The 13204-nt window shown below is 68.3% G+C and carries 14 protein-coding genes; 8 read left to right on the forward strand and 6 right to left on the reverse strand.

The features are described from left to right. From ACK4IU_RS17585 to ACK4IU_RS17600, 4 genes are all read right to left on the reverse strand, one after another. Positions 1 to 1403 (reverse strand): ATP-dependent RecD-like DNA helicase (locus ACK4IU_RS17585; RefSeq protein WP_409737801.1); only part of this gene is annotated, 1403 nt, incomplete at its 3' end. A 38-nt stretch (positions 1404 to 1441) separates the two neighbouring features. Further along, a complete protein-coding gene (locus ACK4IU_RS17590) occupies positions 1442 to 1630 on the reverse strand; it encodes a hypothetical protein (RefSeq protein ID WP_149587860.1) in 189 nt (62 codons plus the stop codon). 121 nt (positions 1631 to 1751) lie between these two features. Continuing rightward, the gene (gene ccrA / locus ACK4IU_RS17595; RefSeq protein WP_409737804.1) at positions 1752 to 3044 is read right to left on the reverse strand and encodes a crotonyl-CoA carboxylase/reductase; all 1293 of its coding nucleotides are present in this window, start codon (positions 3042 to 3044) and stop codon (positions 1752 to 1754) included. A 106-nt stretch (positions 3045 to 3150) separates the two neighbouring features. Continuing rightward, complete coding sequence (locus ACK4IU_RS17600; RefSeq protein ID WP_409737807.1) at positions 3151 to 4509, reverse strand: 1-acyl-sn-glycerol-3-phosphate acyltransferase; 1359 nt, start codon at positions 4507 to 4509, stop codon at positions 3151 to 3153. 194 nt (positions 4510 to 4703) lie between these two features. On the opposite strand from ACK4IU_RS17600, the gene ACK4IU_RS17605 reads away from it, so the two are divergent. The 8 genes from ACK4IU_RS17605 (at position 4704) to ACK4IU_RS17640 (ending at position 12126) form a co-directional block, all read left to right on the forward strand. Beyond that, on the forward strand, positions 4704 to 6659 hold the full coding sequence (locus ACK4IU_RS17605) for a methylmalonyl-CoA mutase family protein (RefSeq protein WP_409737810.1): 1956 nt from the start codon (positions 4704 to 4706) through the stop codon (positions 6657 to 6659). A 71-nt stretch (positions 6660 to 6730) separates the two neighbouring features. Continuing rightward, the gene (locus ACK4IU_RS17610) at positions 6731 to 7126 is read left to right on the forward strand and encodes a hypothetical protein (protein ID WP_409737813.1); all 396 of its coding nucleotides are present in this window, start codon (positions 6731 to 6733) and stop codon (positions 7124 to 7126) included. After that, positions 7123 to 7569 carry a hypothetical protein gene (locus ACK4IU_RS17615; RefSeq protein WP_409737816.1) on the forward strand — a complete coding sequence of 149 codons (447 nt, stop codon included), beginning with the start codon at positions 7123 to 7125 and terminating at the stop codon, positions 7567 to 7569. The genes ACK4IU_RS17610 and ACK4IU_RS17615 overlap by 4 nt, the downstream gene beginning before the upstream one ends. Before the next feature lie 196 nt (positions 7570 to 7765). Next, positions 7766 to 8470, forward strand: a complete 705-nt coding sequence (gene deoD / locus ACK4IU_RS17620; protein WP_409737819.1) for a purine-nucleoside phosphorylase — start codon at positions 7766 to 7768, stop codon at positions 8468 to 8470. Positions 8471 to 8493: 23 nt separating this feature from the next. Beyond that, on the forward strand, positions 8494 to 8928 hold the full coding sequence (locus tag ACK4IU_RS17625; RefSeq protein ID WP_409737822.1) for a rhodanese-like domain-containing protein: 435 nt from the start codon (positions 8494 to 8496) through the stop codon (positions 8926 to 8928). A 67-nt stretch (positions 8929 to 8995) separates the two neighbouring features. After that, on the forward strand, positions 8996 to 10315 hold the full coding sequence (gene glyA, locus ACK4IU_RS17630; protein WP_409737825.1) for a serine hydroxymethyltransferase: 1320 nt from the start codon (positions 8996 to 8998) through the stop codon (positions 10313 to 10315). After that, entirely contained in the window at positions 10312 to 11295 is a 984-nt protein-coding gene (locus ACK4IU_RS17635) for an aldo/keto reductase (protein ID WP_409737828.1), read from the forward strand. The genes glyA and ACK4IU_RS17635 overlap by 4 nt, the downstream gene beginning before the upstream one ends. A 39-nt stretch (positions 11296 to 11334) precedes the next feature. Continuing rightward, positions 11335 to 12126, forward strand: coding sequence for a cation transporter (locus ACK4IU_RS17640; protein ID WP_409737831.1), 792 nt, complete (start codon positions 11335 to 11337; stop codon positions 12124 to 12126). On the opposite strand, the gene ACK4IU_RS17645 is transcribed toward ACK4IU_RS17640, so the two are convergent. After that, on the reverse strand, positions 12123 to 12317 hold the full coding sequence (locus ACK4IU_RS17645) for a hypothetical protein (protein WP_409737834.1): 195 nt from the start codon (positions 12315 to 12317) through the stop codon (positions 12123 to 12125). The genes ACK4IU_RS17640 and ACK4IU_RS17645 overlap by 4 nt on opposite strands. A gap of 7 nt (positions 12318 to 12324) precedes the next feature. After that, on the reverse strand, positions 12325 to 13101 hold the full coding sequence (locus ACK4IU_RS17650; RefSeq protein ID WP_409737837.1) for a succinate dehydrogenase iron-sulfur subunit: 777 nt from the start codon (positions 13099 to 13101) through the stop codon (positions 12325 to 12327). Positions 13102 to 13204 lie beyond the last annotated feature (103 nt).

The following is a 13204-nucleotide window of genomic DNA, read 5'->3' on the forward strand; positions in this document are numbered from 1 at the left end:
GTGATCGCCACATAGGCCAGCCGCTTCCACAGGGGCACCCCGGCCTCGGACCGTCCCGACTGCGCGGCGGCATAGAGGTCCGGCGCAAAGACCTGCACCTCCTCCCATTGCGAGCCCTGCGCCTTGTGGATCGTAACCGCCGCGCCGTGCAGGAAGGCCGCGCCCATCTGGGCGGCATGCGGGATGAAGGGCTCTTCCGCGTCCGGCTTCTCGATCTTGATGATCGAGGCGGCCGAAAGCTGCGGCTCCTCCGCCCCCACCACATGCAGACGGGCAAAGCCCGGCCGATTGCCTTCGCCCAGATAGATCACCTGCGCGCCCTTGATCAGCCCCCGCGCCTCGAGATCGATGCGCTTCTTGCGGTGCTTCAGCGGCAGTTCGATGCCGTCGCAGATCAGCGGCTCTCCCGGCAGAAGCTGGTCCTCGGGCGCGCCATAGGCCGACCGGAAGGCCTGGATCAGCCGCACCCGCGTCGTGTTGCGCCAGACAAGGACCGGAGACCGCGCCATCAGCCCCGCCTCGACCCGTTCGGCCCAGACCACCCTGTCGTCCTTCCGCGCGGCCTCCTGCACCAGCGCCTCGAAATCCTCGAACCCCAGCCGCTCGTCGCCCAGCGCATGGGCGAGGTCGAGGATCGGGTTGTCCTCCGCCTGGCGGTGGATGCGGTGCAGCACCAGCTTGCGCCCCTCGGACAGCCGGTCGAACACCATCTCGCCCGACTGGCCGACCGGGGCCAGCTGCGCCGGGTCTCCGAACAGGACCAGCGTCGGAAAGATCTCGCGCAGGTCGTCGAACTGGCGTTCGTCCAGCATCGAGCTTTCGTCCACGAAGCCCACGTCCAGGGGTTCCTCGCGCCGCTTCCAGCCCTTGATGAAGTCCGACCCCTTAAGCCCTGCCGCCGCCAGCGCCCCGGGGATCGAGGCCACCTGTTGGTAGAAGGCATGCGCCCGGTCCAGCGCCAGATCCGTCAGCCCCTCGACCTTGGGCCGCGTGCCCGTCCCGGTCAGCCATTCGGCGATCTTCTCGTATTCCGGGTCATAGACCGGGGTGTAGAGGATGCGATGGATCGTCGTCGCCGGCACCCCGCGCAGCCGCAGCACGCTTGCGGCCTTGTTCGTCGGCGCCAGGATCGCCAGCGTCCGCCGGTCCTTGCGCTTGCGCCCCTCGTAATCGCCCGAGACCACCTCGACGCCCGCCGCCTTCAGACCGCGATAAAGCTCGGCCAGCAGCATCGTCTTGCCTGACCCGGCCTTGCCCACCACAGCCAGGACGCTGCTCCGCCCTTCGGCAACCGGGGTCAGGTCGCCCTCGGCAAGATCGATACCCGCGCCAAGGAAGGCGGCGGCAAGCCTGTCGTAGGCCTCGGCCTGGTCGTCGGAAAAGATCAGCGCGGCGGCCTGCATCCTGTGACCATAGCCCCTTCCCGCCCCAAGCGGTAGGGTCAGTGCATCCGCCGGCCCTTCGCCGGAGGCGCTTGCGGCGGCTCCTCCGTCCCGGCTTGCGACGCGCCGATCTCGAGGCGCGCCATGTCGATCGTCTGCGAGACCTTCTCCGCCAAACCGGGCAGGCCGTTCTGGGTCGCGTAGGTTAGAAGATCCGACAACACGTCGAAGACCCAGTCGTGGCGCATGAATTCCCTCGGCCCGAAACCTGTGCCGCCAGGGGGCCGACCCGGAAGGGCCGGACCCCATGGCGACTCAGTTAAACACAGAAATCCGGGCGATGGGTGAATTCGTTGTCAAAGGTTGCGCTTAAAGCTGTTTGCTCGCCTCAAGCGTGTCCTCCAACGTGCGCAGACCCGTGCGCGGCGCCTGCACCAGCACCGCCATGTTGCCGGGCTTGTGCTGGTTCTTCCACATCAGCGTGTGCGCCTTGGGGATGTCGGCCCAGGGGAAAACCTCGGACATGCAGGGGTCCAGCCGGCGCTCGATCATCAGCTTGTTGGCCGAGGCCGCCTGCTTCAGATGCGCGAAGTGGCTCCCTTGCAGGCGCTTCTGGTGCATCCACATGTAGCGCACGTCGAAGGTGCAGTTGAACCCGGTGGTCCCGGCGCAGATCACCACCATGCCGCCCTTCTTGCAGACGAGGGAGGAGACCGGAAAGGTCGCCTCGCCCGGATGCTCGAACACCATGTCCACGTTCACGCCCTTGCCGGTGATGTCCCAGATCGCCTTGCCGAAGCGCCGCGCCTCTTTCAGCCAGTCGTTGTATTCCGGCGAGTTGACCGTGGGCAGCTGCCCCCAGCACTTGAACTCGTTGCGGTTGATGACGCCCTTGGCGCCAAGGCCCATGACGAAATCGCGCTTCGATTCGTCGCTGATGACGCCGATCGCGTTCGCCCCGGCCGTGTTGATCAGCTGGATCGCATAGGACCCAAGGCCCCCCGAGGCGCCCCAGACCAGCACGTTCTGCCCGGGCTTCAGGTCATGCGGCTCGTGCCCGAAGAGCATCCGGTAGGCCGTGGCCAGCGTCAGCGTGTAGCAGGCCGATTCCTCCCAGGTCAGGTGTTTCGGACGCGGCATCAGCTGCTGCGCCTGCACCCGGGTGAACTGGGCGAAGGACCCGTCCGGCGTCTCGTAGCCCCAGATCCGCTGGGTCGGGCTGAACATCGGGTCGCCGCCGTTGCACTCCTCGTCGTCGCCGTCGTCCTGGTTGCAGTGGATCACCACCTCGTCGCCGACCTTCCAGCGCTTCACCTTGTCGCCCACGGCCCAGACGATGCCGGCGGCATCGGACCCGGCGATGTGATAGGGCTGCTTGTGGCCATCGAAGGGGCTGATCGGCTGGCCCAGGCCCGCCCAGACGCCGTTGTAGTTGACGCCCGCCGCCATCACCATGACCAGCACTTCGTGGCTGTCGATGGTCCAGGTGTCCACCACCTCCTGCACCATGGCCTGTTCCGGCGCCCCGTGGCGTTCCCGGCGGATGGCCCAGGCATACATCTGTTTCGGCACATGCCCCAGGGGAGGCATCTCGCCCAGCTCGTACAGATCCTTCTTCGGCGCGTCGTAGATCACCGGAGCATTTTGCGTATCCAAAGCCACCTCAGCCTCCAGATGGTTGCCGCGCCGCAGAATCGCCGCGCCTCTGCCGGCAGATAATATTCTTGCGCGCAACTTTGCAATAGTATCTTGGGCAGATATTGAAATTTTATGTCTGCGGCGGCGCAGAAATGCCGATGTCGGGCACCGAGGCCGCGTAGAAGTCCAGCAGCGAGCGATGCTTCGCAACGGGCTGCAGGTCCGCCGACACAAGGCCGCGACGCATCAGCGGCCCCAGCCCCTCGTCCAGGGTCGAGGCTGCGCCGGCCGGCGGCAGTTTCAGGACCGCCCCCGCCTCGGCAAGCCGCGCGACCAGATCCCTGACCCGAGCGTCCAGCGCCGCGCGGCTCTCCGCACCTTCGCCCAAGGCGCGCGCCACCAGCGGCACCGGAAGCACCGGGACCACCGCTGAGATCGCCGCCATCAGGCGCTCGCCCAGGCCTTCGACCGTGCCCCCGGCCCTCAGATGGTCGCGCAACGAGATCGGCGCCCCGAACCCCGCCGCCGCCGTCCCGAACACCTCCGTCCGCCCCCGGAACCGCGCCCACATGAACTTCAGCCCATGCCATGCCACCCAGAACGGGCGATTGCGGAACCGCCGCGTGCCGGTCGTCGCCGCCTCGACCAGGACCCGGTCCTCCAGCACCCGGTCATAGGCCAGCCCCACCGGCACAAAGACCACGTCGCGCGCCTCCGGGGTCCAGCCCTCGACGATGTAACTGAGCAACCCCAGCTTCGCCGGCCCGACCCGGCCATCCAGGCTCAGCCCGCCTTCCGGGAACATGGCCTGGGTCGTGCCCTCTTCGGTGGCCATCTGCACATAGCGCGCCAGCACCTTGCGATAGAGTGCGTTGCGGCTGCCGCGCCGGATGAAATAGGCGCCCATCGACCGGATCAGCGCCGACAAGGGCCAGACCCGCGCCCATTCCCCCACCGCGTAACTCACCGCCGAGCGGTCCGCGACCAGCCAGGTCACCAACACATAATCCATGTTACTGCGGTGGTTCATGACAAAGACGACCGTGGCCCTGGGATCGATCTGGCGCAAAGCCTGGTCCACCTTGCCAACCCGGACCCGGAACAAGAGGCGGCTCAGCCATTTCGCTGCCCGCGTCCCGAACCCGAAATAGACCGTGGCGGAAAACCCCGGGACGATCTCGCGGGCATAGCGCCGCGCCTCCTCGAAGGCCACCTCGCCAGGCACCCCGGTTTCCGCCGCATGCGCCATCGCCGCCTCGACGACCCGCTGGTCATAGGCCAGACGCGCCACCATGTCCGACCGTCGCGCCAGCTTGAACAGGTCGATCTTGCGGTCCAACCGCGCGTTCAGCTGCGACAGCGCCCGCTCCGCCCGCCGCCGGAAGAACCAGCGCACGCTCGGGAACAGGAAATGCGTAGCAAAGCTGACCGCCGCAAAGCCGAGGATCAGGACAAGCAACCAGACCGGAACCGCCACCGTGCCGAACATTGGGCCAGCCTAGCCCATCCGGCCCATCCCGCAATGCATTTGCCCCTTTCCAAATACTCCGGGGGTGCGGGGGCTGGCCCCCGCCCGGACTTGCCGCAGCGCAGCGATTGACAGCAGCATGATCTTTCCCGTATGCCTTCCATTGCGCAATAAAATTACCCGCCAGAATCGCCCAAACCGCTCGTGAGGCCCCGATGACCGCCGAAAAACCCTGGCTCTTCCGCACCTATGCCGGCCATTCCACCGCGGCGGCCTCGAACGCGCTGTACCGGACCAACCTCGCCAAGGGGCAGACCGGCCTTTCGGTCGCCTTCGACCTGCCCACCCAGACCGGCTACGACAGCGACGATCCCCGCTCGCGCGGCGAGGTCGGCAAGGTCGGCGTTCCCGTCGCGCACCTCGGCGACATGCGGACGCTCTTCCAGGACATTCCCCTGGAACAGATGAACACCTCGATGACGATCAACGCCACCGCGCCCTGGCTGTTGGCCCTCTACATCGCCGTGGCCGAGGAACAAGGCGCCGACATCTCGAAACTGCAGGGCACCGTCCAGAACGACATCATCAAGGAATATCTCTCGCGCGGCACCTACATCCTGCCGCCCGAGCCCTCACTGCGCCTCATCACCGATGTCGCGGCCTATACGGGCAAATACCTGCCGAAGTGGAACCCGATGAACGTCTGCTCCTACCACCTGCAAGAGGCAGGGGCCACGCCAGAGCAGGAACTGGCCTTCGCGCTCGCCACCGCCTGCGCGGTGCTTGATGATCTGAAAGTGAAAGTGCCCGCGACAGATTTCCCCGCAATGGCCGGCAGAATGTCGTTTTTCGTAAATGCCGGCATCCGCTTCGTGACCGAGCTCTGCAAGATGCGCGCCTTCACCGCGCTTTGGGACGAACTCCTCGAATCCCGCTACGGCATAACCGACCCGAAATTCCGCCGCTTCCGCTATGGCGTGCAGGTCAACTCCCTCGGCCTCACCGAACAGCAGCCGGAAAACAACGTCTACCGGATCCTTCTGGAAATGCTGGCCGTGACGCTCTCGAAGAACGCCCGCGCCCGCGCCGTCCAGCTGCCCGCCTGGAACGAGGCGCTCGGCCTGCCCCGCCCCTTCGACCAGCAATGGTCGCTCAGGATGCAGCAGATCCTGGCCTACGAGACCGACCTTCTGGAATACGACGACCTCTTCGACGGCAACCCCGCCATCGACCGCAAGGTCGCCGAACTGAAGGCCGGCGCGCTTGAGGAACTCGCCCACATCGACGCCATGGGCGGGGCCGTCGCCGCCATCGCCTACATGAAGGGCCGCCTCGTCGAATCCAACGCCGAACGCCTCGCCCGCATCGAATCCGGTGCGACCACGGTCGTCGGCGTCAACAGGTTCACCACCACCGAACCCTCGCCGCTCGCCACCGGCGAAGGCGCGATCATGCAGGCCGACCCCAAGGCCGAGGCCGACCAATGCGCCCGCCTCGCCCAGTGGCGCGCCGCCCGCGACCCCAAGGCCGTGAGCCAGGCCCTCGCCGCCCTCCGCCAGGCCGCCCAGACCGGCGAAAACATCATGCCCGCCTCCATCGCCTGCGCGAAGGCCGGCGTCACCACCGGCGAATGGGGCGGCGCGATGCGCGCGCTCTACGGCGAATACCGCGCCCCCACCGGCGTCTCGCGCAACCCCTCGAACCGGACCGAGGGGCTGGAACCCGTCCGCGACGCCGTCGCCGCCGTCTCGGCGAAACTCGGCCGCCCGCTCCGTCTCCTCCTCGGCAAGCCCGGCCTCGACGGTCACTCCAACGGCGCCGAGCAGATCGCCGCCCGCGCCCGCGACTGCGGGATGGAGATCACCTACGACGGCATCCGCCTGACCCCGCAGGAAATCGTCGCCGCCGCGGCCGAGAAACAGCCCGACGTCATCGGCCTGTCGATCCTCTCGGGCAGCCACATCCCCCTCATCCGCGAGACGCTCGACCTGATGCGCGAGGCCAAGCTGACCCAGCCCCTCGTCGTCGGCGGAATCATCCCCGACGAGGACGCCCGCACGCTCAAGGCGATGGGCGTGGCGCAGGTCTACACGCCCAAGGATTTCCAGCTGAACCGGATCATGCTGGATCTCGTGGCGCTGGCCGAGCCCGCGCCGGTTGCGGCGGAATAGGGTTTTCCTGCCTTTCCGGCCCGTCGGCGCCGCCCTACCAAGGGCCCGTCCGCAACCGGAAAGGCCCGCACATGCGCTTTGCCCCAGCCCTCCTCCTTCTCGCCACGCCCGCCCTCGCGCAGGACTGGCCCCCCGAAGTCGCCGTCATCCTGGACGAGGCGAAGTCGATCTGCGAGGGCACCTTCACCGCCGCCCCCGAAGCCGTCACACAACGCGATCTGAACGGCGACGGCACCTCCGACTGGGTGATCGACAGCGGCGCCTTCCAGTGTTCGGACAGCTTCGGCACCTATTGCGGGACCCGCGGTTGCGGCGTCGACACCCTGATCGACGGCACCCGCGCAGGCCTGAACCTCCACTCCTGGGATACCGTGACCGAAGGCGGCACCACCTACCTCACCGCCCCGAACGATCAGGGCGAAACCGTCCGCTTCCTCTGGACCGGCAGCGAATGGCAACTGCAATGATCCGCAGCGTCCTCCTCCTCCTGGCCCTCGCCACCCCGGCCGTCGCGCAAGACCGCCCGCAGGCGCTGGCAGGCCTTCTCGACTACCACCAGGCCGCCTGCGCGGCCCAGGGCGGCACCCTGACCGTCCCCGGGGATGCCGTGACACGGGCCTTTCTCCTCGGCCCCGAGGACCCGGCCCTGATCCTCGATTCGCGCAAGCTCTCCTGCTCCACCGCCCCAGCGATGTTCTGCGCCGACACGATCGGCTGCGAGATCAACGTCTTCCAGGACGGCGCGCAGCACAGTCTGGTCGTGCAGGAGTGGTCGCTGGTCCCCGACGACGACCGGCAGCTCCTGCAAGTCACCATCGCCGGCGAACTGCTCAACCGGCCAGAGCCGGGCATCTTCCGGATGACCTGGGATCCGGCAGCCAACTCCCTGACCACGATCCAGGGAGATTAGTCCGCGCCGCGGGCAGGCGGTGCAGGCAGCCGGCGCCTCGCGCGGCCCAAATCTTGCGGCCTTGCGCCAGAAGGATGCGCAACCCATAGCTGAACCCTGGAGTGGCCGGCCGGACACCCACTTGCCACACCGCGCATCTGCTGCAACAAGACCGGGCGTTTCCGGCGGATCCGTTTCCAGACCATGGGGGAAGAAGATGACCGTTCACATCGGCGCCAGACCGGGCGACATCGCCGAAACCGTGCTCATGCCCGGCGACCCCTACCGCGCACGCTGGGCAGCGCAGACCTTCCTGACCGACGCGGTGCTGGTCAACGAGGTGCGCGGCATGCTCGGCTACACCGGCACCTGGCGGGGCCATCGAGTCACCATCCACGGCTCGGGCATGGGGATGCCGTCCCTGTCGATCTACGCCAACGAGCTGATCCGCGACTACGGCGCAAGGACGCTGGTCCGCATCGGATCGGCCGGGGCGCTTCCCACGCACGTCAAGGTCCGCGACGTGATCCTGGCGCAGGCCTGCTCGACCGTGGGCTCACCTTCGCGCACCATCTTCCGCGAACTGAACTTCGCGCCTTGCGCCGACTTCCACCTCCTGTCGAAGGCCTACGCCGCGGCGACCGCACGGGGCACGCCCGTCCATGTGGGGGGCATCTATTCCTCGGACACCTTCTATGACGAACGCCCCGACCTGACCGAGCAGCTCCTGCGCCATGGCTGCCTGGGCGTCGAGATGGAGGCGGCCGAGCTTTACATGGTCGCCGCCCGGCATGGCGCGCGCGCGCTTGCCATCCTGACGGTCTCGGACCATATCACCACCGGCGAGGCGCTGCCCGCCGACCAGCGCGAACGCAGCTTCGGCGCAATGGTCGAGATCGCGCTGGAAGCCGCACTCGGCTGACACTCGAACCGGAGACGAACCCCATGTCCACGCGCCGCACCTTCCTGCTGCTGGCCGGGGCGGCCGCCGTGGCCGGCATCGGCTACGTTGCGCTGCCCAGGGGGCCGGCCGGCCCCGCGCTGGACGCCGCCGAAGCCTTCCGCCGCGCCGAGGCCGGCGAGATCCTCCTGGTGGACATCCGCACCCCCGAGGAATGGGCGCAGACCGGCAGCCCGGCCCCCGCGCACCGGCTGGACATGCGGCGGAAGGATTTCCTCGCCGCCCTGTCCGACCTCGCCGGCGGCGACCCGTCCCGACCCATCGCGCTGATCTGCGCCACCGGCGGCCGGTCGGCACGGCTAGCCCGCGCGCTGGAACAGGCAGGCTTCTCGCAGGTCTTCGACGTGGCCGAAGGCATGCTCGGATCCTCCGCCGGGCCGGGCTGGATCGCCCGCGGCCTGCCCCGCGTGCCGGGCTGAGCGGCGCTTGCCCCTTGCATCCGGGGCAAGGGGCGGCTTTCCTGCGCCGACCTGACCGGAGTTGCCCATGTCCCACCTCGCCCCCCGCTCCTGGGTTCCTGCCTCCTGCGAGGCCCATGTCCAGCGCCTCGCCGCCGGGGCCGCGCGCCCCTCGTCCGAGGTCGCGGCGCGGCTGGATGCGCTGATCGCCGAGAACCGGCAGATCCACGACCGGGACTGCTTCAACCTCAACCCCGCGACCAACGTGATGAACCCCCGGGCCGAGGCCGCCCTTTCCTCCGGCATCGGCTCGCGCCCCTCGCTCGGCTATCCAGGTGACAAGTACGAGATGGGGCTGGAAGCGATCGAGGAGATCGAGGTCATCGCCGCCGAGCTTGCCGCCGAGGTCTTCGGCGCGACACATGCCGAGATCCGCGTGGGCTCCGGGGCGCTCGCGAACCTCTACGGCTTCATGGCGCTGGCCCGGCCCGGTGATGCGATCATCGCGCCGCCACCCGCCATCGGCGGCCATGTCACCCACCATGCCGCGGGCTGCGCCGGGCTCTACGGCCTGACCACCCACCCCGCGCCGATCGACGCCGACGGCTATACCCTTGATCTCAAAGGGCTGGAGGACCTGGCCCATGCCGTGCGGCCCAAGGTCATCACCGTCGGCGGCAGCCTGAACCTCTTCCCCCATCCGGTGGCCGAGGTGCGCAAGATCGCCGACCGGGTCGGGGCAAAGGTGCTGCTCGACGCCGCCCATCAATGCGGCATCATCGCGGGGCGCGTCTGGGCCAACCCCCTGTCTGAGGGCGCGCATCTGATGACGATGTCCACCTACAAGTCGCTTGGTGGCCCCGCCGGGGGGCTGATCGTCACCAGTGACGCCGCCATCGCCGAACGGCTGGACGCCATCGCCTTCCCCGGCCTCACCGCCAATTTCGACGCCGCGAAATCGGCGGCGCTGGCCTATACGCTGCTCGACTGGCGCGAGCATGGCGCGGCCTATGCCCAGGCGATGGTGGACCTCGCCCAGGCACTGGCGCGCGAACTGGCCGCGCTCGGCCTGCCGGTCTTCGCCGCCGACCGGGGCGCCACCGCCTCGCACCAGTTCGCGCTGGAGGCCGCGGCTTTCGGCGGCGGGCAGGCGGCCTCGAAGACCCTTCGCAAGGCGGGGTTCCTGGCCTGCGGCATCGGCCTGCCCCTGCCCGAGGTGCCGGGAGACCTCAATGGTCTGCGCATCGGCACGCCCGAACTCGTCCGCCGCGGTGTCACTCCTGCCGATGCGCCCGCGCTTGCCGCGCTGATCGCCGAAGCCCTGCGCTCGAACGCCCCCGAAACCGTCGCCCCCCGGACCCGCGCCCTCCGCGCCCGGTTCCAGGGCCTGCACTACGTGACGCCATGAGAACCCGCCGCCTTGGCCGGCACGGCCCCGAGGTCTCGGCTCTCGGGCTCGGCTGCCTCTCCTTCGGCGGCATGTTCGGCCCGACGACCGAATCCGAGTCGCTCCGCACGCTCGATGCCGCCTGGGAGGCGGGGATCACCTTCCTCGACACCGCCAACGGTTACGGCAAGGGCGTCAGCGAAACCGTCATCGGCACCTGGCTGAAGCGGACGGGGCACCGGCCCCACATCGCCACCAAGGCCGCCTTCACCGACGACCCCGCCCGGCTGATCGACAACCGCCCCGAACACCTGCGCACGGAACTCGAAGGCTCGCTGCGGCGGCTGGGGGTGGACCATGTGACGCTGTTCTACGCCCACCGCCACGATCCCCTGATCCCGGCCGAAGATCTGGCCGGCACCATGCAGCGCCTTCACGAGGAAGGGAAAATCCTGGGCTACGGCCTGTCCGAGGTCGGCCCTTACACGCTGGAGCGCGCCCATGCGGTGCATCCCGTGATGGCGGTGCAGAGCGAATATTCCCTCTGGACCCGAACGCCGGAACTGGGCCTGATCCAGCGCTGCGCCAGCCTGGGCGTCGCCTTCGTCCCCTTCTCGCCGCTCGCCCGTGGCGCCTTCGGCACACCGATGGCCGACCCCGCGACCTTCGCGCCCGGCGAATTCCGCAGTCGCATCCCCCGCTTCACGCCGGAAAACTGGCCGCACAACAAGGCGCGGCTCGACGCCTTCCATGCCTTCGCCCGAAGCCGCGGTCTCACCCCCGCGGCACTTGCGCTGGCTTGGCTTCTCGACCGGGGGCCGCATCTCATCCCGATCCCCGGCACCCGGACGGCCGAGCACCTGCGCGCCTGGGCCATGGCGCCCGGGATCGACCTCGACGACCATGATCGCGACGAGATCGACCGCCTTCTCCCCGTCGGCTGGGCCTGGGGCGACCGCTACGACGACCACATGGCGGCAACAGTGGAACGCTATTCCTGACGGCTTTCCCCGGGACGCAGTCAGCGGTAATAGTCCGGCATGGCTGAGACCTTGCGCTTCTCCGTGTCCGGGCTCGACTGCGCCTCCTGCGTGCAGCGCGTCGAACAGGCCGCCCTTTCCGTGCCCGGGGTCGGTTCGGCCCGCGCCTCGCTGACCAACGGCACGCTGGAAGTCACTCTCGCGCCCGGAGGGCCCCAGGCCGCGGCCATCGCCGCCGCGGTCGCCGCGACGGGACACGAACTTTCCCCGATCCAGACCCATCACGACCCCGCGTATGCCCGCATCCTCGGCATCGTGGTGGCGCTGAATCTGGGCTACGGGCTGGCCGAAATCGTCGCCGGCCTCTGGGCGGGTTCGCAGGCGCTTTTGGCGGATTCGCTGGATTTCCTCGGCGACGGGCTGATCTCGCTGCTGGCCCTCATAGCCTTGCGCTGGACGGCGCGGGCGCGGGCCCGGACGGCTATGGTGCAGGGCCTGTTCCTGATGGCAATGGGCCTGTCCGTTCTAACCGGCACCCTGTTCGAGGCGCTGCGGCCGGAGCTGCCGCAATCCACCGTGATGACCGTCATGGGCCTTGGGGCAATGGCCGTGAACCTGGCCTGTGCGGCCCTGATGATGCGGCATCGAACAGGGGACGCCTCGGCGCGCGCCGTCTGGCTTTTCTCGCGCAACGATGCGATCGGCAACCTGGCGGTGGTCGTGGCGGCGCTGTTCGTGGCGCTCCTGGGCAGCCCCTGGCCCGACATCCTGGTGGCCATCGGCATCGCCAGCCTGTTTCTCGGTTCGGCGCTTGCGATCCAGCGCGATGCGCGGCGCGAACTTTCCGCCTAAAGCCGGCGGCGAAGGCAATCCTTCGGCTCCGCCCCCCGCGACTCGGCCCCGCAGACCGCGCAGCGCCAGCAATCCGGCGCCACGCTGCGGTCAAGCCGCCAGCGGCAGTCGCGCGTCAGGGTCGTCGTGCGCCACTGGTGCCAGAGATACAGATAGACCCCGACCGCCAGGATCAGCAGCAGGATCGGCATGGGCGGATCAGACCACCCGCTCGACCATCATCTTCTTGATCTCGGCGATCGCCTTGGCCGGGTTCAGCCCCTTGGGGCAGGTCTTGGCGCAGTTCATGATCGTGTGGCAGCGATAGAGCTTGAAGGGGTCCTCCAGCTGGTCCAGCCGCTCGCCCGTCGCCTCGTCCCGGCTGTCGATGATCCAGCGATAGGCATGAAGCAACGCGGCGGGGCCGAGATAACGGTCCGAGTTCCACCAGTAGCTCGGGCAGGAGGTGCTGCACGAGGCGCACATCACGCATTCGTAAAGCCCGTCCAGTTTCTTCCGGTCCTCGATCGACTGCCGCCATTCCTTGGCCGGGCGGTTCGTCTTGGTCTCCAGCCAGGGCATGATGCTGGCATGCTGGGCGTAGAAATGCGTCAGGTCCGGGATCAGGTCCTTGATGACCGCCATGTGGGGCAGGGGATAGATCCTCACGTCGCCCTTGATCTCGTCCAGGCCATAGATGCAGGCCAGCGTGTTGATCCCGTCGATGTTCATCGCGCAGGAGCCGCAGATCCCCTCGCGGCAGGACCGCCGGAACGTCAGCGTCGGGTCGATCTCGTTCTTGATCTTGATCAGCGCGTCCAGGACCATCGGGCCGCAGCTGTCCATGTCCACGAAATAGGTGTCGACCCGCGGGTTCTCGCCGTCATCGGGGTTCCAGCGGTAGATCTGGAACTTGCGGACGTTCTTGCCCTCGGGCTTCGGCCAGGTCTTGCCGGTGCGGATCTTGGAATTCTTGGGGAGCGAGAACTGGACCATGTCTCAGCCTTTCCAGTCGGGTCTTGCATAAAGGGGGCGGCTCGGCGGTTCGCCGGCCTTCTGCATCACGCAGCTTTCGTAGACGGCCGAGGGGTCGCGGCCC

It is taken from the genome of Tabrizicola flagellatus (genome assembly GCF_046295235.1).
GTDB classification, from domain to species: domain Bacteria; phylum Pseudomonadota; class Alphaproteobacteria; order Rhodobacterales; family Rhodobacteraceae; genus Tabrizicola; species Tabrizicola flagellata_A.